This is a genomic window from Corynebacterium sp. CCUG 71335 (assembly GCF_024454075.1).
Lineage (GTDB): Bacteria > Actinomycetota > Actinomycetes > Mycobacteriales > Mycobacteriaceae > Corynebacterium > Corynebacterium genitalium.
The window spans coordinates 113,094-133,235 of the sequence record NZ_JAGPYY010000005.1; the positions used below are offsets into that span (position 1 = coordinate 113,094).

A 20,142-nucleotide genomic window follows, 5' to 3' on the forward strand; every position below is an offset into this window, starting at 1 on the left:
TTCCACTAAATGAAACGCTATTTATCCAGCGGGTGTCCACGAGCATAAGCGCCGATGCACGTGCCCCGCGTGAGGTGCTGGAAGGACCCATCTTGGCAGTCTCGCCCCAGACCAAGTCAGTGGCCGCAATCCCCGGAGCCCCGGAGCGTTATTCCTTCGCGAAAATCGCGGAGCCAATCGCGCTGCCTGGTCTTCTTGACGTTCAATCGGAGTCTTTCGCCTGGCTCGTCGGCACGCCTGAGTGGCGTGAGCGCCAGGCGGAGGAGCGTGGCTCGGATGCCCGCATTACCTCCGGCCTCGAGGACATCCTCGAGGAGATTTCCCCGATTCAGGACTACTCGGGCAACATGAGCCTGTCTTTGTCCGATCCGTACTTTGAGGACATCAAGTACACGATCGACGAGTGCAAAGATAAGGACATCAACTACTCCGCACCCCTGTACGTGACGGCGGAGTTCATTAACAACGACACCCAGGAGATCAAGTCCCAGACCGTCTTCATCGGCGACTTCCCGCTGATGACGGACAAGGGCACGTTCATTGTCAACGGCACCGAGCGCGTCATTGTCTCGCAGCTGGTGCGTTCCCCGGGTGTGTACTTCGACGAGACAATCGACAAGTCCACCGAGCGCCCGCTGCACTCCGTGAAGGTCATTCCTTCCCGCGGCGCATGGCTGGAATTCGACGTGGACAAGCGCGACACCGTCGGTGTGCGCATTGACCGTAAGCGTCGTCAGCCGGTGACTGTGCTGCTCAAGGCCCTGGGTTGGACCACTGAGCAGATCAAGGAACGTTTCGGCTTCTCCGAGATCATGATGACCACGCTGGAGAACGACGGCGTGGCCAACACCGATGAGGCTCTGCTGGAGATTTACCGCAAGCAGCGCCCGGGTGAGCAGCCGACGCGCGATCTGGCGCAGTCCCTGCTGGAGAACGCGTTCTTCCGTGCGAAGCGCTACGACTTGGCTCGCGTCGGCCGCTACAAGGTCAACCGCAAGCTCGGTCTGGGCGGCGACCACGACGGTGAGATGACTCTGACTGAAGAGGACATTGCCACCACCCTCGAGTACTTGGTGCGCCTGCACGCCGGCGAGCGCGAGATGACCTCCCCGGAGGGCGTGGTCATCCCGATCAACACCGACGACATCGACCACTTCGGCAACCGCCGCCTGCGCACCGTGGGCGAGCTGGTGCAGAACCAGGTCCGTGTCGGCCTGTCCCGCATGGAGCGTGTGGTTCGTGAGCGCATGACCACCCAGGACGCGGAGTCCATCACTCCGACGTCCCTGATCAACGTGCGCCCGGTGTCTGCCGCGATCCGCGAGTTCTTCGGCACCTCCCAACTGTCGCAGTTCATGGACCAGAACAACTCGCTGTCCGGTCTGACCCACAAGCGTCGCCTGTCCGCGCTGGGCCCGGGCGGTCTGTCCCGTGAGCGCGCCGGCATTGAGGTCCGCGACGTGCACCCGTCGCACTACGGCCGCATGTGCCCGATCGAAACCCCGGAAGGTCCGAACATTGGTCTGATCGGTGCGCTGGCGTCCTACGCTCGCGTGAACCCGTTCGGCTTCATCGAGACGCCGTACCAGAAGGTCGTCGACGGTCAGATCACTGACGAGATCGACTACCTCACCGCCGATGAAGAGGATCGCTTCGCCATCGCTGAGGCCGCTACGGCCCACGACGCTGACCGCAACATCACCGCGGACCGTATTGAGGTGCGCCTCAAGGACGGCGATATCGGTGTCGTCGGTCCGAAAGACGTCGACTACGTGGACATCTCCCCGCGCCAGATGGTTTCAGTCGCGACGGCGATGATTCCGTTCCTGGAGCACGACGACGCGAACCGTGCGCTCATGGGTGCGAACATGCAGAAGCAGGCTGTGCCGCTGCTGCGCTCTGAGGCTGCATACGTGGCCACCGGTACGGAGATGCGCGCGGCGTATGACGCTGGCGACATCGTCATCGCGAACAACGCAGGTGTCGTTGAAGATGTGACCGGCGACGTGATCACCATCATGGACGACGAGGGTCAGCGCGAGTCCTACCTGCTGCGCACCTTTGAGCGCACGAACCAGGGCACGTGCTACAACCAGACCCCGATTGTGTCTGCAGGCGACCGCGTCGAGGCTGGCCAGGTCATCGCTGATGGCCCGGGCACCAAGGACGGCGAGATGGCACTGGGCACCAATCTGCTCGTCGCTTTCATACCGTGGGAAGGCCACAACTACGAGGACGCGATCATCCTCAACCAGCGCGTGGTGGAGCAGGACGTGCTCACCTCCGTGCACATCGAGGAGCACGAGATCGATGCCCGCGACACCAAGCTGGGTGCGGAAGAGATCACCCGCGAGATCCCGAACGTCTCTGAGGACGTGCTCAAGGACCTCGACGAGCGCGGCATCATCCGCATCGGTGCGGACGTGCGCGACGGCGACATCCTGGTGGGTAAGGTCACCCCGAAGGGTGAAACCGAGCTGACTCCGGAGGAGCGCCTACTGCGCGCCATCTTCGGCGAAAAGGCCCGTGAGGTCCGCGACACCTCCCTGAAGGTGCCGCACGGTGAGACCGGCAAGGTCATCGCTGTCCGTCGCTTCTCCCGTGAGGACGACGACGATCTGTCGCCGGGTGTCAACGAGATGATCCGTGTCTACGTTGCTCAGAAACGCAAGATCCAGGACGGCGACAAGATGGCCGGCCGCCACGGCAACAAGGGTGTCGTGGGCAAGATCCTGCCTGAGGAGGACATGCCGTTCATGGCTGACGGCACCCCAGTGGACATCATCCTGAACACCCACGGTGTGCCGCGTCGTATGAACATCGGTCAGGTGCTCGAGGTTCACCTGGGCTGGCTGGCTCACGCTGGTTGGACCGTCAACCCGGATGACCCGGCGAACGCGAAGCTCCTGGAGACTCTGCCTGAGCAGCTTTACGACGTGCCTCCCGAGTCCCTGACCGCCACCCCGGTCTTCGACGGCGCGACGAACGACGAGATCGCAGGTCTTCTGGCCAACACCAAGCCGAACCGCGATGGCGACGTCATGGTCGATGGCGACGGCAAGACGGTGCTTTTCGACGGACGCTCCGGCGAACCGTTCAAGTACCCGATCTCCGTCGGCTACATGTACATGCTCAAGCTGCACCACCTGGTGGACGAGAAGATTCACGCCCGCTCCACCGGCCCGTACTCCATGATTACCCAGCAGCCGCTGGGTGGTAAGGCCCAGTTCGGTGGCCAGCGCTTCGGCGAGATGGAGGTGTGGGCGATGCAGGCATACGGCGCCGCCTACACCCTGCAGGAGCTGCTGACGATCAAGTCGGACGACGTGGTCGGACGTGTCAAGGTCTACGAAGCCATCGTCAAGGGCGACAACATCCCCGACCCGGGAATCCCGGAGTCGTTCAAGGTGTTGCTCAAGGAGCTGCAGTCGCTGTGCCTGAACGTGGAGGTCCTCTCCACCGACGGCACCCCGATGGAGCTGTCCGGCGATGATGACGAGTACGACCAGGCTGGATCCTCGTTGGGCATTAACTTGTCCCGTGACGAGGGTTCCGCGGCTGACACGGCATAAGTGCTAGGCGGGGGCGGGCGTCGATAAGCGAAAAGCGCCGCCCGCTCCCACAGATACGAACTTGAACTCATAAAACCTAGAAGAAAAGGAACATTTACGTGTTTGACGTAAACCTCTTCGACGAGCTCCGCATCGGCCTGGCCACCGCCGAAGACATCCGCCGTTGGTCCCACGGCGAAGTCAAGAAGCCGGAGACCATTAACTACCGCACCCTCAAGCCGGAGAAGGACGGTCTGTTCTGCGAGCGCATCTTCGGCCCGACCCGCGACTGGGAGTGCTCTTGCGGTAAGTACAAGCGTGTCCGCTACAAGGGCATCATTTGTGAGCGCTGCGGTGTTGAGGTGACCAAGTCCAAGGTCCGCCGTGAGCGCATGGGCCACATTGAGCTGGCTGCTCCCGTCACCCACATCTGGTACTTCAAGGGTGTGCCTTCCCGCCTGGGTTACCTGCTGGACCTGGCGCCGAAGGACCTTGAGCGCATCATTTACTTCGCCGCTAACATCATCACGTCCGTTGACGAGGAGGCACGTCACAACGACATGTCCACCCTCGAGGCGGAGATGATCCTGGAGAAGAAGGAAATCGAGCAGGACACCGAGGCTGAGATCGCCGACCGTGCCCAGAAGCTCGAGGAAGACCTCGCTGAGCTGGAAGCTTCCGGTGCTGCTGCGTCTGCCCGCAAGAAGGTGCAGAACGCCGCTGACAAGGAAATGCAGCACATGCGCGAGGCTGGCGAGCGCGAGATCGAGCACCTGGACGAGATCTGGAACACCTTCATCAAGCTCGCTCCGAAGCAGATGATCATCGACGAGAACCTCTACGAAGAGCTCGTCGACCGCTACGAGGACTACTTCACCGGCGGCATGGGCGCTGAGGCGATTCAGACCCTGATCCGCAACTTCGACCTGGACGCTGAGTCCGAGGAGCTGCGCCACATCATCGCTGAGGGCAAGGGCCAGAAGAAGGTCCGTGCTCTCAAGCGCCTGAAGGTTGTCGCCGCGTTCCAGCGCTCCGGCAACGACCCGGCCGGCATGATCCTCGACGCGATCCCGGTGATCCCGCCGGAGCTGCGCCCGATGGTTCAGCTTGACGGTGGACGCTTTGCCACCTCCGACTTGAACGACCTGTACCGTCGCGTGATCAACCGCAACAACCGTCTCAAGCGCATGATTGACCTCGGTGCTCCCGAGATCATCGTGAACAACGAGAAGCGCATGCTGCAGGAGTCCGTCGACGCACTGTTCGACAACGGCCGCCGTGGCCGTCCGGTCACTGGCCCGGGTAACCGTCCGCTGAAGTCCCTGTCCGACCTGCTCAAGGGTAAGCAGGGCCGCTTCCGCCAGAACCTGCTGGGTAAGCGCGTGGACTACTCCGGTCGTTCCGTGATTATCGTGGGTCCGCAGCTGAAGATGCACGAGTGCGGTCTGCCGAAGCTCATGGCTCTCGAGCTGTTCAAGCCGTTCGTGATGAAGCGCCTGGTGGACAACGACTACGCGCAGAACATCAAGTCCGCGAAGCGCATGGTGGAGCGCCAGCGCCCTGAGGTGTGGGACGTTCTGGAAGAGGCTATTGCTGAGCACCCGGTGCTGCTCAACCGCGCACCGACGCTGCACCGCCTGGGTATTCAGGCCTTCGAGCCGGTCCTGGTGGAGGGCAAGGCGATCCAGCTGCACCCGCTGGCATGTGAGGCCTTCAACGCCGACTTCGACGGCGACCAGATGGCTGTCCACCTTCCGCTGTCCGCGGAGGCACAGGCAGAGGCACGCGTCCTCATGCTGTCCTCCAACAACATCCTGTCCCCGGCATCCGGTAAGCCGCTGGCTATGCCGCGCCTGGATATGGTGACCGGCCTGTACTTCCTCACCATGGTCAAGGGCGAGGGCGAGATCGGTGGCGAGGGCGCGTACGCTCCGGCCGACGAGAACGGCCCGGCACGCGGTGTGTACTCCTCCCACCGTGAGGCCATCATGGCCTACGACCGTGGCGTTCTGGGCCTGCAGGCCCCGATCAAGGTCCGCATCGATCACCTGCGCCCGACCGCGGAGATTGAGGCGGAGCAGTTCCCCGATGGCTGGGAGAAGGGTCAGTCCTGGATGGCTGACACCACTTTGGGCCGCATCATGTTCAACGAGATGCTCCCCTTCAACTTCCCGTACCAGGAAGGCGCGATGGTGCGTAAGGGCGGCAAGGACAAGGTGCTGCTCGGTGACATCATCCAGGCGATGGTGGAGAAGTACCCGATGATCACCGTCGCGCAGACGATGGACAAGCTCAAGGACGCCGGTTTCTACTGGGCGACCCGCTCGGGCATCACCATCACTATGTCTGACGTTCTGGTTCTGCCGAACAAGACCGAGATCCTCGACGAGTACGAGCGTGAGGCGGAGGCCATTGAGCGCAAGTACTTCGAGAAGGGTGCGCTGACCGAGAAGGACCGCTACGACCGCCTGGTTGAGCTGTGGCAGGACGCCACCGACAAGGTCGGTAAGGCTGTCGAGGCTCTGTACCCGGACGACAACCCGATTCCGATGATCGTGAAGTCCGGTGCTGCCGGTAACATGCGCCAGATCTGGACGCTGGCCGGCATGAAGGGCATGGTCGTGAACTCCCGCGGTGAGTACATCACCCGTCCGATCAAGACCTCCTTCCGCGAGGGCTTGAGCGTGATGGAGTACTTCAACAACTCCCACGGTTCCCGTAAGGGCCTGGCTGATACCGCTCTGCGTACAGCTGACTCCGGTTACCTCACCCGTCGTCTTGTTGACGTCGCTCAGGACGTCATCGTCCGCGAAGAGGACTGTGGCACCCACCAGGGTGTCAAGGTGCCGGTCGCTGAGGCTGCAGGAACGGGCCGCTTCAACCGCCACGACCTGGTCGAGACCTCTGTCTCCGGCCGCGTGCTGGCGTCCGACGCGACCGACGCTGACGGCAACGTCCTTCTCGAGGCAGGCTCGGACCTGTCCGAGGAGCGTATCGACGCTCTCGTCGACGCCGGCATCGAGTCCGTCAAGGTCCGCTCCGTGCTGACCTGCCAGACCCCGACCGGTGTCTGCGCGAAGTGCTACGGCAAGTCCATGGCGACGGGCAAGCTCGTCGACATCGGCGAGGCCGTCGGCATCGTCGCCGCCCAGTCCATTGGTGAGCCGGGTACCCAGCTGACCATGCGTACCTTCCACCAGGGTGGTGTCGGTGGCGACATTACCGGTGGTCTGCCGCGTGTCCAGGAGCTGTTCGAGGCCCGCGTTCCGAAGAACCGCGCCCCGATCGCCTCTGTCGCCGGCGAGATCTCGCTGGAGGACGAGGGCAACTTCTGGACCCTGACCATCCACCCGGAGGACGGCTCCGACGACGTGGTCTACGAGAAGCTGTCCAAGCGCCAGGGCCTGGCCCAGGTGCGCCGCCCGATGGAGTCCAACCCGGAGGCCATGATCGAGCGTTCGCTTCGCGACGGCGACACGGTCAAGGTCGGCGACCGCCTCCTGCGCGGTGCCGCTGATCCGCACGACGTGCTTGAGGTGCTGGGACGCCGCGGCGTCGAAAAGCACCTCATCGACGAGGTGCAGGCTGTGTACCGCACGCAGGGTGTGTCGATCCACGACAAGCACATCGAGATCATCATCCGCCAGATGCTGCGTCGCGGCACCGTCATCGACGCAGGCTCCACCGAGTTCCTCCCGGGCACCCTGGTGGACCTGTCCGAGGCACGCCAGATCAACGGTCAGGCAGTCGCCGAGGGTGGCGAGCCGGCAGAGCTGCGCAGCGAGATCATGGGTATCACCAAGGCCTCGCTGGCCACGGAGTCCTGGCTGTCCGCCGCCTCCTTCCAGGAGACGACGCGCGTGCTTACCGACGCCGCCATCAACAAGCGCTCCGATAAGCTCATCGGCCTCAAGGAGAACGTGATCATCGGTAAGCTGATCCCGGCCGGTACGGGTATTTCCCGCTACCGCAACATCTCCGTGAAGCCGACCGAGGCTGCACGCTCGGCCGCCTACTCGATCCCGACCTTCGGCGACGCCATCTACGGCGACGAAGGCTACGGCGAGTTCACTGGTGCGTCCGTGCCGCTCGACGAGTACGGCATGGGTGGCTACGACACCTACCAGTAGCTAGCCCGTCGCGCTTAAGCGTGAAGGCCCGGTCTCTCCCGCGTGGGAGGCCGGGCCTTTCGCTGTGTTCAGGGCTCGTTGGGAGGGCGGTTGCGGAAAAGTTGACAAACCCGATGTCGATTTACCGGCTTAGAATGCTCTGACCAGCGCAGACGGTTCTAGGCGGGAATCCAGTTTGTCAACTTTTGCACAGTGCCGTGAGTTCTATACCTTCGCGCCCCGCGCCGCCCGGACGACATCCACGCCACCCATGAGGGCGATGCCGGCGATGGTGACGGTGGGAGCGTCATCAGGCAGATCGCGCTGAGCGATAGTGACGCTTGGGTGGTCGGTGACCCCGAAACCGCCCATGAGCGCGAAACCTTCGGACTTCACCCGCACGTCTTCAGGGACGACGATGGTGATCCCGCCCATGATCGCGTTGGCACTAATCCGAATGTGGTCGGAGGCCAAGCGTGCCTGAAGCAGGTTGAGCTCGGTTTCACCCATGAGTCCGAGTGAGAAGTGGTTCTTGCTCACCAGCCAATCCCCCGAGCGCTCCACGCCACCCATGACGGCGATGGAGCTGGACGTGCCGCCAGGCTCGGCTGTGACAAAGTCGAGAGCCTTGGATCGCGGCTGATGTGGGGCAGGGGACCAGCCTGCTGTGTCCGGGAGTTGCTGGACAGGGGAGAGGTCGACAGTGAGCTCGTCGAGCTGGTCGGCGTAGGTGGCGCGCCAGACTACCGCCGTGCGCTCGTCGAACTCCGTGGTGTTCAGTTGGCCGTCGGCAAAGGCCGCGGCGAGGACATCGGCGATCTCTTGACGCCGGGCGTGTGAAACGCGCTTACGGGGAAAATTGTCTGCAGAATCGGTCGACATGCCCCCAAAGCTACTTAGTTTTAAGCGGCGAAGCGGACCGATCGCCTCGGGGAGCGAAGAAACGATTTGCTTTCCGCCGCCCGTACCCTGTACTTTTTAACCCGATTCCGCCGCCGTGCGTCTAACGCACGGCGGAGATGGAAAAGAACTCCCCGTTCTCCTCGGACGGCGCGATGTTCGCTCACGCGGAAGGGCCCCGAAGAAGAGCCCCCATTTTTGCGTGTTCGGGCGCGATGCCGGTCGTTGGAGGCTAAAGACACCAGACGACGACAAGAAAGTGTTGGTATGCCAACTATTCAGCAGCTGGTCCGCAAGGGCCGCCACGACAAGAAAGCCAAGGTCGCTACGGCCGCCCTGAAGGGCTCCCCGCAGCGCCGTGGTGTGTGCACCCGCGTGTACACCACCACTCCGAAGAAGCCGAACTCCGCTCTGCGTAAGGTCGCGCGTGTGCGCCTGACCTCCGGCATCGAGGTTTCCGCTTATATCCCGGGTGAGGGCCACAACCTGCAGGAGCACTCCATGGTGCTCGTGCGCGGTGGCCGTGTGAAGGACCTTCCGGGTGTCCGTTACAAGATCATCCGTGGTGCTCTGGATACCCAGGGTGTCAAGGACCGCAAGCAGGCTCGCTCCCGTTACGGCGCGAAGAAGGGACAGTAATCAATGCGTAAGCAGCAAGCACCGAAGCGTCCCGTAGTCAAGGACCCGGTTTACGATTCTGAGCTGGTCACCCAGCTGATCAACAAGATCCTCAAGGACGGCAAGAAGTCCACCGCGCAGCGCATCGTCTACGGCGCAATGGAGATGTGTCGCGAGAAGACCGGCACTGACCCGGTTGGCACCCTCGAGAAGGCGCTGGGCAACATTCGCCCGGACTTGGAGGTCCGGTCCCGCCGTGTTGGTGGCGCCACCTACCAGGTGCCGGTTGAGGTCCGCCCGGGCCGTTCGACCACTCTGGCTCTGCGCTGGATGGTCACCTTCACCCGTCAGCGCCGCGAGAACACCATGACCGAGCGTCTGGCTAACGAGATCCTGGATGCGTCCAACGGTCTTGGCGCATCCGTGAAGCGTCGCGAAGATACGCACAAGATGGCTGAGGCTAACCGCGCCTTTGCTCACTACCGCTGGTAATTGTCGCTACAGCTCCGGTTGCCAGGGGCGCATTTAGTGTCTCGGCCTGCCATAATCGCGATTTAGTGGCAGAATCGACAAAGGAAAACATTCAAATCGCTGTCGCATTTCCCGCAGGTGCGGGTGGAAGCGGCCGCAACAAGACGACAAGTTGGGGTATACAACGTGGCACAAGAAGTGCTTAAGGACCTAGCTAAGGTCCGCAACATCGGCATCATGGCCCACATCGATGCCGGTAAGACGACCACGACCGAGCGCATCCTGTTCTACACGGGTATTAACCGTCGCGTCGGCGAGACGCACGACGGTGGCGCGACCACGGACTGGATGGAGCAGGAGAAGGAGCGCGGTATCACCATTACCTCCGCTGCTGTTACCTGCTTCTGGAACAACAACCAGATCAACATCATCGACACCCCGGGCCACGTTGACTTCACCGTTGAGGTTGAGCGCTCCCTGCGTGTTCTCGACGGTGCTGTTGCAGTGTTCGACGGTAAAGAGGGTGTGGAACCGCAGTCCGAGCAGGTGTGGCGTCAGGCCGCTAAGTACGACGTGCCGCGTATCTGCTTTGTGAACAAGATGGACAAGCTCGGTGCGGACTTCTACCACACCGTCCAGACCATCATTGACCGCCTGGGCGCTAAGCCGTTGGTCATGCAGCTGCCGATCGGCGCTGAGGACGATTTCGATGGTGTCGTTGACCTCATCGACATGAAAGCCATCACCTGGCGCGGCAAGGTCGAGACCGGTGCGGAGCCGACCATCGAGGAGATCCCGGCTGACCTTCAGGACAAGGCTGAGGAGTACCGCGAGCAGCTGCTCGAGGCTGTCGCTGAGTCCGACGAGGAACTCATGGAGAAGTACTTCGGCGGCGAGGAGCTCACTGTCGAGGAGATCAAGGGCGCCATCCGCAAGATGACCGTCAACTCCGAGATTTACCCGGTTTTCTGCGGTACCGCGTACCGCAACAAGGGTGTGCAGCCGCTGCTCGATGCTATTGTTGACTACCTGCCGAACCCGCTGGACATTGGCGAGGTCCAGGGCACCTCTGTCGACGGTGAAGAGAAGATGACGCGTAAGCCGTCCGTCGAGGAGCCGTTCTCCGCTCTGGCGTTCAAGATTGCCGTTCACCCGTTCTTCGGCAAGCTGACCTACGTGCGCGTGTACTCCGGCCAGGCCATCCCGGGTGAGCAGATGCTCAACTCCACGAAGTCCAAGAAGGAGCGCGTGGGCAAGCTCTTCCAGATGCACGCGAACAAGGAGAACCCGGTCGAGCACGCTGACGCCGGCAACATTTACGCGTTCATCGGTCTGAAGGAAACCACCACGGGTGACACCCTGTGCAACCCGGACCACCCGATCATCCTGGAGTCTATGGACTTCCCGGACCCGGTGATCCAGGTCGCTATTGAGCCGAAGACCAAGGCTGACCAGGAGAAGCTGGGTACCGCTATCCAGAAGCTCGCGGAGGAGGATCCGACCTTCACCGTGCAGCTCGACGAGGAGTCCGGCCAGACCGTCATCGGCGGCATGGGCGAGCTCCACCTCGACGTCCTGGTTGACCGTATGAAGCGCGAGTTCAAGGTCGAAGCGAACATCGGTTCCCCGCAGGTTGCGTACCGCGAGACCATCCGCAAGCCGGTTGAGCACCTCGACTACACGCACAAGAAGCAGACTGGTGGTTCCGGTCAGTTCGCGAAGGTCATCATCTCCATCGAGCCGTACGCTCCGGAGGCAGACGAGCTCGAGGAGGGCCAGTCCCCGACCTACACCTTCGAAAACGCCGTCACCGGTGGCCGCGTGCCGAAGGAGTACATCCCGTCGGTTGACGCTGGTATCCAGGATGCGATGCAGTACGGCTACCTTGCTGGCTACCCGCTGGTGAACATCAAGGCCACGCTCGAGGACGGCGCTTACCACGAGGTCGACTCCTCTGAGATGGCGTTCAAGCTCGCTGGTTCCCAGGCCCTGAAGGAAGCTGTCGCGAAGGCGAAGCCGGTGCTGCTCGAGCCGCTCATGGCTGTCGAGGTTGTCACCCCCGAGGAGTACATGGGTACCGTCAACGGCGACATCAGCTCCCGCCGCGGCCAGGTGTACGCCATGGAAGACCGTTCCGGCGCCAAGGTTGTCAAGGCGAAGGTGCCCCTGTCCGAAATGTTCGGTTACATCGGTGACCTCCGTTCCTCCACCGCTGGCCGTGCGAACTTCACCATGGTGTTCGACTCCTACGGTGAGGTTCCGTCCAACATCGCTCAGGACATCATCGACGAGCGCAACGGCCGGGCTTAAGCCCAGCTAACCCTCCCTTCTGTGCCAGGAGGGAGGGGCGGTAGCGGCCGAGCTGAGCGGAGCATCGCTTGACGACGTTTCACTGAGCCGGCCGTTACCACAGATCAACTGCCTACCGCAGTGGTCGGAGCCCTAGACTAGCCCCGGCCTGTGGTTTGAAAAACGGCATTAACAAATCTAGGATCATGTAACTGGCACATTTGCAAATGAACAACCACGTGATTGTGAGATTCACAATCACACGATCGTCCAGGAGGACAATCAGTGTCTAAGGCTAAGTTTGAGCGCAGCAAGCCGCACGTAAACATCGGCACCATCGGTCACGTCGACCACGGCAAGACCACCACCACTGCTGCCATCACCACGGTTCTGGCTAGCCAGTACCCGGAGGAGAACCAGGCATTCGACTACGCTGCCATCGATAAGGCTCCGGAGGAGCGCGAGCGTGGTATTACCATCAACATTTCCCACGTTGAGTACAACACCCCGAAGCGTCACTACGCGCACGTTGACGCCCCGGGCCACGCCGACTACATCAAGAACATGATTACCGGTGCTGCTCAGATGGACGGCGCGATCCTCGTGGTTGCTGCTACCGACGGCCCGATGCCGCAGACCCGTGAGCACGTGCTGCTCGCTCGCCAGGTTGGCGTTCCGTACATCCTCGTTGCTCTGAACAAGTGCGACATGGTTGACGATGAGGAAATCATCGAGCTCGTCGAGATGGAGGTCCGCGAGCTGCTGGCTGAGCAGGAGTACGACGAAGAAGCTCCGATCGTCCAGATCTCCGCTCTGAAGGCTCTTGAAGGCGACGAGAAGTGGGTTCAGTCCATCGTCGACCTCATGCAGGCTTGCGATGACTCCATCCCGGACCCGGAGCGCGAGACCGACCGCCCGTTCCTGATGCCGGTCGAGGACATCTTCACCATTTCCGGCCGCGGTACCGTTGTTACCGGCCGTGTTGAGCGTGGTGTCCTGAACCTCAACGACGAGGTTGAGATCATCGGCATCCGTGAGAAGTCCCAGAAGACCACCGTTACCTCCATCGAGATGTTCAACAAGCTTCTCGACACCGCTGAGGCTGGCGACAACGCTGCTCTGCTGTTGCGTGGTCTCAAGCGTGAGGACGTTGAGCGTGGCCAGGTCGTCATCGCACCGGGCGCCTACACCCCGCACACCAAGTTCGAGGGTTCCGTCTACGTCCTGTCCAAGGACGAGGGCGGCCGCCACACCCCGTTCTTCGACAACTACCGTCCGCAGTTCTACTTCCGCACCACCGACGTGACCGGTGTTGTGAAGCTGCCGGAGGGCACCGAGATGGTCATGCCGGGCGACAACGTTGAGATGTCCGTCGAGCTGATCCAGCCGGTCGCTATGGACGAGGGACTGCGCTTCGCTATCCGCGAGGGCTCCCGCACCGTCGGCGCTGGCCGTGTCACCAAGATCGTCGAGTAGTCACTCGCGATCGAGCGCTAGCGCTCTGATCTAACCGCTGTTTCCGGGTTCATCCCGGGGCAGCGGTTTTTTCGTGCCTTCACCCGGGCGAGTGTAGATTCAGTTGCGTGAGCCCGTCCGACATGCCTGACCCGACCCGGATCCCCACTGTTTTGGATGAGCTGCGCCTGACGTGGGAGGGGCAGCCTGAGTTGTCGCTGGCCACGCTTCTCGGTGTGCTGTCTAACCGCGGGGTGGGGTGGGGCACCTCCGACGAGGAGTTGATTGAGGCTCTCCGTGCCGAGCGCGCCATTCATCCAGCAGACGTGCCCCGTGATGAGAACGGTCGCGCAGCGCATTCTTTCCTCGTTGAAACCGCATCGCCCGACCATAGCGTCACGCTCACCCGGTCCCATGTCGTCGTCAGGTCGGTACAGGACCGCGACCGGCAGCCGAGCATGTGGGCGTATGAGTCTGTCCGGGCGACGGGTCCCGGCCGGTTGCTTGTGGTCAGGGATGGGGAGGGGGTTGAGCACCGCTTGGGCGTCGTCACGCGAATTGAAGCGCTGGGGGACGCGCCTGAGCTGGAGGGGCTCGAGCTCGCGGAAGTGGGCAACGCTGTGTGGCTTGTGCTTATCGACGGTGCCCGCGCCCTGATCAGCCATCGCCTCCACACATGGCGCGTCGAGGGGCGGGAGGTCAAGAAAACTACGCTGGCGTGGGAGCGCGTTGTGCGGTGCGAAATAGGCGAAGACCTGGTCGTCTCCCCGGTAGGTGGGGGAGAGGACCAGGTCTTGGGCCGGGTGGAGCAGATCGTGCTCTTAGAGAGCTAGTTTGCCGCCACCTTGTCGAGGTGAAGCTTGAACACCGTGTCAATATCCATGGTGTCCACAGCGTCCCGGAAGTCCTCGTCGACCTGCTCGACGTGGGCGACGATCGTCTCGAAGTCGAACTCGGGGTTCGCTGTGATGGTGAACGTCGCGGTTGGGCGCTGTCCCACGTAGGACACGTTCTGGGTCGCCTTGGTGATCGGCTCAGTGGATTCGGCGTAGTTGCACGCAGCCTGAGCGAGGCGGGCGACATTGACGCGGGTCTCACCCAGCGCCGGATTGGCGGGGGCAATGGCGCGGTTGTTGAACCCGCGACTGCGAATGTTCGACAGGATCATCCACAGCCCCAGGATGATGGAGGCGACCATGACGGCGATGAGCGCGCCGGTGTACCAATTCATTCCTGGCACGTCGGCAATCATGGAGCGGTTGATGTCGCGGACAAAGTCCGAAGCGTACGGAATGTTCCAGTACAGCGCCGCAGGGATCAACCCGCCAAGGAACAGGAGCAGCCCCAGCAGGAAGATGATCAGGCGGTCGAAGAACGCGAGTGTCCGTGTCATTGCAGCTCCCTCACCGGTTCGGGTTGGTGGATGTTGACCTTGACGTGCGGCGGCGGATTGAGCCTCTGAACCTGCTCGGTCAGGGTTGCCGCCAGACGCTGGTCGAGGTGGCCGGAACCGTCATCCTCTACGTCCACGATGAGCTTCTTGCGGGTCGCCTTGGAGGAAATGCTCGAACGGCCGAGTTCGGACCGTGCAGATGCGGTCGCCTTGCGGGCCACGTCCACCGGGCGAACCCAGATGGAGGACGGCGAAGCGACCTGCATGTGGGTCCGTGGACGCGGCATGAGCGCGGTGATGAGCAACCATAGGCCCACCAGCGCCACGATGATGCCAACGGTGACACCCACGGGGTTCACAGCGGCACCGCCGAGCCACTCGAAGACCGGGCGGATCCACGAGTTCTGCGGGTCGTTCTCCTGGTAGCGGTACCACAGGTCGCGTCCGATCACGCCTGCCAAACCGAGCAGGAGCAGGCCGAGTAGGACGGTCAGCCAGCGCACAGCCGGATTGCCGCGCGGTTCGCCGCCGGGTTGCGGGGCGATATGATCGGGCCCCTGAGCTGGCGGCGCCTGAGGTTGGGGAACCTGGGGCTGCGCCAATTCAGTGCTGTCGTGGATCTCAGCCATCGCTTTCCTCCTGGAGGTTGTCCGGGCTGACGGTGATCGGTGTCAACGCTTGCGGCTTAGGTGCTTGCGGAACGAGGATCTGCTTGGGATTGTCCACACCCACGCGTCGCAGCGGTTGCGGCTCCGGCCGGAGGACCTCAACGTGCTGGGGCTTCGGTGCGTAGATCGGCTCGAGCGGTCGACGTGCCGGCAGGGACACAGGTGCGAGTCGCGCCGGAGCGGTAACGGTGATCTGGCGTAGCGGCTCCGTCGGCGGGATAATCACCGGCTTGCGCGGGAATGCGCGGGTAACCGTGATCGGCCGCTGTGGAACGAACTGCGTGACGGTGATGCTGCGCAGCGGGGCCGGTGCCGGCGCAACGGGGGAGCGTGGCGCCGGAGGCTGCGGCAGCTGAATACCCGCCAACGGTAGCGGCGGGGGAGTGAGCACCGGATCGAGCGGGCGAATCGGCGGCTGTGGCACCCCGCGAACGCTTGGCGCTGGCGGGGCGGACACGTGCTGCACGGTCGGTGCCGGCGGCGTGCTCACGTGAGCGATCTGGTCGTACGTGGAGTCGTCCACAACGATTGGGGTCAGCTCGGCCTGCGGCTTGACCACGGGCGATGAGACTGCCGACGGGCTGGTCTCCACCGGGGCCGGCACAATGCCGACGGGGTGGTGTGCTAAGTCGGTGCGCGTCACGCGCCGTTGGGAGGACACTTCCGCATCCCCCACGGCAATGTTGATGCGCGTGACCGTCAGACCGGTGAGCGTTTCCACATGGGTGCCCACCGTCTGCCGGACTTCGTCGGTAATCGCGCCGACCGGGGCGGGGTAGGTGGTCACCATCTCTACGTCGAGTGCGACAGCGCCGGAGGGACGGTCAATATGGGCATCCACGCGCGGAAAACTACGACCGGCAAGGCCGGCCAGTTTTGCGTCGATCGCGCAGGTGCCTGGAACCGTCAGCACAGCCGCTTCGGCGACGCGACCAACGGCCTTCTCGCTGATGCGGTAGGAATCTGGATCCATTAGCCGCGACCCCGGCCCGAGGTTGTGCTCACCAGCTCGGCGAGGTCAATGCGGCCTTCGAGCTGGGCGCCGACGACACCACCGATGGCGCCGAAGAGCGCGGTGAAGAAGAAGCCGAGCCACCCGCCCAAGATGAGCGCGAACGCCAGCACAACACCGATCAGCGCGCCCAGGACGGTCTTATTCAGGACGGTCTTATTGGAGAAAGTGTTCATTTCTGTGTCCCATACTCTTAGTTTTGCGTAGCCGTCTGGGGTCTGCGCACGGCGTCCGCCACGACGACATCAATACGCGGCGCGCCCATGCTCGCAATGGCGGGGGTCTGTGCGACGGCGCTCTGAATGTCGGCGACGATGTGCGGAATCTCGCGGCGGGAGGACAGGTCGTAGATGACGTGGATGGCAATGTGCGAGGGCCCGATCAGCTCGATGCCCTCAATCATTGCGCCCGGCACCCGCAGGAAAGCCCTGCCCATGCGGCCGCTGGTCAACCCCGCCACGCCTTTCACGGATGTCGCGGCACCGCAGATTTGCTCGGCGGTGTCGCGGGTGACGGAGAACGAAGCCATTACTGTTCCAGGACCTGACCGTTAGCCGGGTAGGTCGGCTCGTTGCGGACGGCCTCTTCCTCGGTGTTCTGCTCCGGCAGGTTGACGTCGTGGACGGTGACGTCGACGCGGTCGACGATCAGGCCGGTCATGCGGGTCACGGCAATGGTGACGTTTTCGCGGATAGCGTTGGCCAGCTCGTGGATAGCCACGCCGTACTCGGCGATGATGGCGACGGCGACGTTAGCGTGTCCGTTCTCCACAACGACATTCACGCCCTGCTGGACGTTTGTGGAAGCGGTCAAGGACTCGCGGACTGCGCCCCACATACGAGCAGCGCCGCCACCCAGGTTGTGGACACCGGAGACCTCACGGGCAGCGATGCCGGCAATCTTGCCCACAACGTTGTCGTCGATGACGGTGGAGCCGTGCTCGGTCTCGAGCACATCGTTGCGCGGCTGAGCTGCTGCTTCAGGGGTGGTGGAGCCGCCGGTCTGAGCGGTTGCGGGAACGTCAGCGGAGGTCGGGTTCTGGTTGTTGGTGTCCATCATGGTCCTTCCGGGAAAGTTGGGCGAGTTGCGCTTATGCGACACCCGCCATACTAGGCGCGGCCGCAGAATCCGGCCACGCTAAAAAGATATCGGTACCGATTCGAGACAATTCTCTTATATTTGCTTTCCGTTTGAGCTGTGTGTTTAAATATCCGGGTTGCTTTAACACGGCGTCTTCAACACGGCGTCGCTGGTAAGGCGAACATGACACCTTTTGCACGGTAAGCGACGTTGCTTATCGACGAAGGACCTGCGATCGAGCACAGGCCACCACGAGGCACTCTCGAGACCGGGGACCGGAGAAGGGGCATGGCAAATAAACAGCGGCAGTACACGAAGGCCACGGGGCGCTGATCGTCGATAAGCGATCTGCCCACCCCCTTCCAAGCCTGACACTGAGCTTTCTTGCTCAGCGGAAGCACTGACAAGCGCGTTGTTTTCACGCCATGCATCTTCCGCCGATTGTCATGGCAGTCAATTCGTTTGAAAGACACTGGCGTTGTCAGCCGGGCCCTGAACCGGACAACGTTATAGAGAAAAGAAGCAAGCTAGTCCTCACCTCTTCGCTCTCAATTCACTTTGTTCACATCGAGCGAAGCGAGAGAGTGAACGTGGGGAAGCGAGGAAGAGGTTTACGTGGCGGGACAGAAGATCCGCATCCGGCTCAAGGCCTACGACCACGAAGCGATTGACGCATCTGCGAAGAAGATCGTTGAGACGGTCACCCGCACGGGTGCCCGCGTCGTTGGACCGGTGCCGTTGCCTACCGAAAAGAACGTGTACGCCGTTATTCGTTCTCCCCACAAGTACAAGGACTCGCGCGAGCACTTTGAGATGCGCACCCACAAGCGCCTCATCGACATCCTCGACCCGACGCCGAAGACGGTGGATGCCCTCATGCGCATCGACCTTCCTGCCAGCGTCGACGTGAACATCCAGTAGGGAGAACTGACACATGACTAACGAGATCAAGGGCATTCTGGGCCGCAAGCTCGGTATGACCCAGATCTTCGACGAGGAGAACCGTGTTATCCCGGTGACCGTCGTCGAGGCTGGGCCGTGCGTTGTCACCCAGATCCGCACTGAAGAAACCGATGGCTACTCCGCCATCCAGATCGCTTACGGCGACATTGATCCCCGTAAGGCGAAGAAGCCGCAGGCAGGCCACTACCAGAAGGCCGGCCAGAACCCGCGCCGCCACGTGGCTGAGATCCGCATGGACGACACCTCTGCCTACGAACTTGGCCAGGAAGTGACCGTCAACATCTTCGACGGCGATACCTTCGTCGACGTTGCCGGCACCACCAAGGGCAAGGGCTACGCAGGTGCCATGAAGCGCCACGGCTTCGCAGGCCAGGGTGCCGCTCACGGTAACCAGGCTGCGCACCGCCGCGTCGGCTCCATCGGTGGCTGCGCCACCCCGGGCCGCGTGTTCAAGGGCAAGCGCATGGCTGGCCGCATGGGCAGCAACCGTGTGACTACCCAGAACCTGAAGATTCAACGCATCGACGGCGACTCCAACCTGCTGCTGATCAAGGGCGCCATTCCCGGTACCAAGGGCAGCCTGGTCACCGTCAAGACCGCAGTGAAGGGCGGTGCTCACGCATGACGAACCTGACACTTGATGTCCACACCGCTGACGGAGCAACCAAGGGCACTGTCGAGCTCCCGGCCGAGCTGTTCGACCGTGAAGCTTCCGTGCCCCTGATGCACCAGGTGGTCAACGCGCAGCTCGCAGCTGCACGCCAGGGCACCCACAAGACCAAGACCCGCGGCGAGGTCCGCGGCGGTGGCCGCAAGCCGTTCCGCCAGAAGGGCACCGGCCGCGCACGCCAGGGCTCCATCCGCGCACCGCACTACACCGGCGGTGGCACGGTTCACGGCCCGGTGCCGCGTGACTACTCGCAGCGCACCCCGAAGAAGATGATCAAGGCAGCTCTTGCCGGCGCCCTGACCAACCGTGCTCAGAACGACCGCATTCACGTGGTCGAAGAGCTCGTTCCGGGTCAGACCCCGTCGACCAAGTCCGCCCGCGCCTTCGTCGAGCGCCTCACCGACCGCAAGTCGGTTCTGCTCGTCATCGGCCGTGAGGATGTCAACTCCCGTCTTTCCGCACGGAACCTGCCGGGCGTGACCATCCTTGAGCCGGGTCAGCTGAACACCTACGACGTGCTCAACGCAGACGACGTGGTCTTCTCCGTGGAAGCTCTCCACGACTTCGTGGGCCGCGCAAACGCTGTTGGTGCCGCAGAGGAGGCAAAGAACTAATGGCTAAGATCGCCAACCCGCGCGACATCATCATCGCCCCGGTCCTCTCCGAGAAGACCTACGGCCTGATGGAGCAGAACACCTACACGTTCTACGTCGCTCCGGAAGCCAACAAGACCCAGATCAAGATTGCCGTGGAGGAAATCTTCGGCGTGAAGGTCGATTCCGTGAACACCGTCAACCGCGAGGGCAAGCGCAAGCGTTCCCGCACCGGTTGGGGCAAGCGGAAGGACACCAAGCGCGCCTACGTCACCCTCCGCGAGGGCAGCGACTCCATCGACATTTTCGGAGGCGCGACTGCCTAGCGGTAGCCAGCGCTAACGAAAAGAGTTAGATCGAAAAGGAACTA

At 62.5% G+C, this 20,142-nt stretch carries 18 protein-coding genes; 11 read left to right on the plus strand and 7 right to left on the minus strand.

Annotated features, from left to right (window positions below):
• Nucleotides 1-74 precede the first annotated feature (74 nt).
• A complete protein-coding gene (locus KBX19_RS05430; protein WP_255997814.1) occupies nt 75-3,572 on the plus strand; it encodes a DNA-directed RNA polymerase subunit beta in 3,498 nt (1,165 codons plus the stop codon).
• 98 nt (nt 3,573-3,670) lie between these two features.
• The gene (locus tag KBX19_RS05435; RefSeq protein WP_255997816.1) at nt 3,671-7,681 is read left to right on the plus strand and encodes a DNA-directed RNA polymerase subunit beta'; all 4,011 of its coding nucleotides are present in this window, start codon (nt 3,671-3,673) and stop codon (nt 7,679-7,681) included.
• 204 nt (nt 7,682-7,885) lie between these two features.
• On the opposite strand, the gene KBX19_RS05440 is transcribed toward KBX19_RS05435, so the two are convergent.
• A complete protein-coding gene (locus tag KBX19_RS05440) occupies nt 7,886-8,542 on the minus strand; it encodes a DUF1707 domain-containing protein (RefSeq protein ID WP_255997817.1) in 657 nt (218 codons plus the stop codon).
• A 285-nt stretch (nt 8,543-8,827) separates the two neighbouring features.
• Here KBX19_RS05440 and rpsL point away from each other — a divergent pair, with 285 nt between their 5' ends.
• From rpsL to KBX19_RS05465, 5 genes are all read left to right on the plus strand, one after another.
• Nucleotides 8,828-9,199 (plus strand): 30S ribosomal protein S12, encoded by a 372-nt coding sequence (rpsL, locus tag KBX19_RS05445; RefSeq protein WP_005286791.1) that lies wholly within the window; start codon nt 8,828-8,830, stop codon nt 9,197-9,199.
• 3 nt (nt 9,200-9,202) lie between these two features.
• Nucleotides 9,203-9,670 carry a 30S ribosomal protein S7 gene (rpsG, locus tag KBX19_RS05450; RefSeq protein WP_005286788.1) on the plus strand — a complete coding sequence of 156 codons (468 nt, stop codon included), beginning with the start codon at nt 9,203-9,205 and terminating at the stop codon, nt 9,668-9,670.
• 165 nt (nt 9,671-9,835) lie between these two features.
• Complete coding sequence (gene fusA / locus KBX19_RS05455; RefSeq protein WP_005286785.1) at nt 9,836-11,959, plus strand: elongation factor G; 2,124 nt, start codon at nt 9,836-9,838, stop codon at nt 11,957-11,959.
• A gap of 264 nt (nt 11,960-12,223) precedes the next feature.
• Nucleotides 12,224-13,414 carry an elongation factor Tu gene (tuf, locus tag KBX19_RS05460; RefSeq protein WP_005286783.1) on the plus strand — a complete coding sequence of 397 codons (1,191 nt, stop codon included), beginning with the start codon at nt 12,224-12,226 and terminating at the stop codon, nt 13,412-13,414.
• A gap of 107 nt (nt 13,415-13,521) precedes the next feature.
• Nucleotides 13,522-14,226: a hypothetical protein gene (locus KBX19_RS05465; protein WP_255994409.1), complete on the plus strand. Its 705-nt coding sequence runs from the start codon at nt 13,522-13,524 to the stop codon at nt 14,224-14,226.
• On the opposite strand, the gene KBX19_RS05470 is transcribed toward KBX19_RS05465, so the two are convergent.
• Genes KBX19_RS05470 through KBX19_RS05495 form a run of 6 tightly spaced genes read right to left on the minus strand, consistent with a single transcriptional unit; the run spans nt 14,223 to nt 17,525 of the window.
• Nucleotides 14,223-14,786, minus strand: coding sequence for a hypothetical protein (locus KBX19_RS05470; protein ID WP_255997819.1), 564 nt, complete (start codon nt 14,784-14,786; stop codon nt 14,223-14,225). The two genes, KBX19_RS05465 and KBX19_RS05470, sit on opposite strands and share 4 nt — an antisense overlap.
• A complete protein-coding gene (locus KBX19_RS05475; protein WP_255997821.1) occupies nt 14,783-15,415 on the minus strand; it encodes a DUF6286 domain-containing protein in 633 nt (210 codons plus the stop codon). Before KBX19_RS05475 ends, KBX19_RS05470 begins: the two co-directional genes overlap by 4 nt.
• Nucleotides 15,408-16,427: an Asp23/Gls24 family envelope stress response protein gene (locus tag KBX19_RS05480; protein WP_255997822.1), complete on the minus strand. Its 1,020-nt coding sequence runs from the start codon at nt 16,425-16,427 to the stop codon at nt 15,408-15,410. The genes KBX19_RS05475 and KBX19_RS05480 overlap by 8 nt, the downstream gene beginning before the upstream one ends.
• Nucleotides 16,427-16,642 carry a hypothetical protein gene (locus KBX19_RS05485; RefSeq protein ID WP_255997824.1) on the minus strand — a complete coding sequence of 72 codons (216 nt, stop codon included), beginning with the start codon at nt 16,640-16,642 and terminating at the stop codon, nt 16,427-16,429. Before KBX19_RS05485 ends, KBX19_RS05480 begins: the two co-directional genes overlap by 1 nt.
• 17 nt (nt 16,643-16,659) lie before the next feature.
• The gene (locus KBX19_RS05490) at nt 16,660-16,995 is read right to left on the minus strand and encodes a hypothetical protein (RefSeq protein WP_005286765.1); all 336 of its coding nucleotides are present in this window, start codon (nt 16,993-16,995) and stop codon (nt 16,660-16,662) included.
• The gene (locus KBX19_RS05495; protein WP_255997826.1) at nt 16,995-17,525 is read right to left on the minus strand and encodes an Asp23/Gls24 family envelope stress response protein; all 531 of its coding nucleotides are present in this window, start codon (nt 17,523-17,525) and stop codon (nt 16,995-16,997) included. Before KBX19_RS05495 ends, KBX19_RS05490 begins: the two co-directional genes overlap by 1 nt.
• A gap of 636 nt (nt 17,526-18,161) precedes the next feature.
• On the opposite strand from KBX19_RS05495, the gene rpsJ reads away from it, so the two are divergent.
• The 4 genes from rpsJ to rplW are packed head-to-tail and all read left to right on the plus strand — an operon-like array spanning nt 18,162 to nt 20,098.
• Complete coding sequence (gene rpsJ / locus KBX19_RS05500; protein WP_003848085.1) at nt 18,162-18,467, plus strand: 30S ribosomal protein S10; 306 nt, start codon at nt 18,162-18,164, stop codon at nt 18,465-18,467.
• Nucleotides 18,468-18,480: 13 nt separating this feature from the next.
• On the plus strand, nt 18,481-19,134 hold the full coding sequence (gene rplC, locus KBX19_RS05505; protein ID WP_255997827.1) for a 50S ribosomal protein L3: 654 nt from the start codon (nt 18,481-18,483) through the stop codon (nt 19,132-19,134).
• Nucleotides 19,131-19,793, plus strand: a complete 663-nt coding sequence (gene rplD / locus KBX19_RS05510) for a 50S ribosomal protein L4 (RefSeq protein ID WP_005286755.1) — start codon at nt 19,131-19,133, stop codon at nt 19,791-19,793. The genes rplC and rplD overlap by 4 nt, the downstream gene beginning before the upstream one ends.
• Complete coding sequence (rplW, locus tag KBX19_RS05515) at nt 19,793-20,098, plus strand: 50S ribosomal protein L23 (RefSeq protein ID WP_005286752.1); 306 nt, start codon at nt 19,793-19,795, stop codon at nt 20,096-20,098. Before rplD ends, rplW begins: the two co-directional genes overlap by 1 nt.
• The last annotated feature ends 44 nt before the right edge of the window (nt 20,099-20,142 follow it).

What these genes read in the sequence shown, in the direction of transcription:
- KBX19_RS05440 (WP_255997817.1), bottom strand. Translation starts at nt 8,542, where the DNA reads ATGTCGACCGATTCTGCAGACAATTTTCCCCGTAAGCGCGTTTCACAC.
- rpsL (WP_005286791.1), top strand. Translation starts at nt 8,828, where the DNA reads ATGCCAACTATTCAGCAGCTGGTCCGCAAGGGCCGCCACGACAAGAAA.
- rpsG (WP_005286788.1), top strand. Translation starts at nt 9,203, where the DNA reads ATGCGTAAGCAGCAAGCACCGAAGCGTCCCGTAGTCAAGGACCCGGTT.
- KBX19_RS05470 (WP_255997819.1), bottom strand. Translation starts at nt 14,786, where the DNA reads ATGACACGGACACTCGCGTTCTTCGACCGCCTGATCATCTTCCTGCTG.
- KBX19_RS05475 (WP_255997821.1), bottom strand. Translation starts at nt 15,415, where the DNA reads ATGGCTGAGATCCACGACAGCACTGAATTGGCGCAGCCCCAGGTTCCC.
- KBX19_RS05480 (WP_255997822.1), bottom strand. Translation starts at nt 16,427, where the DNA reads ATGGATCCAGATTCCTACCGCATCAGCGAGAAGGCCGTTGGTCGCGTC.
- KBX19_RS05485 (WP_255997824.1), bottom strand. Translation starts at nt 16,642, where the DNA reads ATGAACACTTTCTCCAATAAGACCGTCCTGAATAAGACCGTCCTGGGC.
- KBX19_RS05490 (WP_005286765.1), bottom strand. Translation starts at nt 16,995, where the DNA reads ATGGCTTCGTTCTCCGTCACCCGCGACACCGCCGAGCAAATCTGCGGT.
- KBX19_RS05495 (WP_255997826.1), bottom strand. Translation starts at nt 17,525, where the DNA reads ATGATGGACACCAACAACCAGAACCCGACCTCCGCTGACGTTCCCGCA.
- rplC (WP_255997827.1), top strand. Translation starts at nt 18,481, where the DNA reads ATGACTAACGAGATCAAGGGCATTCTGGGCCGCAAGCTCGGTATGACC.
- rplD (WP_005286755.1), top strand. Translation starts at nt 19,131, where the DNA reads ATGACGAACCTGACACTTGATGTCCACACCGCTGACGGAGCAACCAAG.
- rplW (WP_005286752.1), top strand. Translation starts at nt 19,793, where the DNA reads ATGGCTAAGATCGCCAACCCGCGCGACATCATCATCGCCCCGGTCCTC.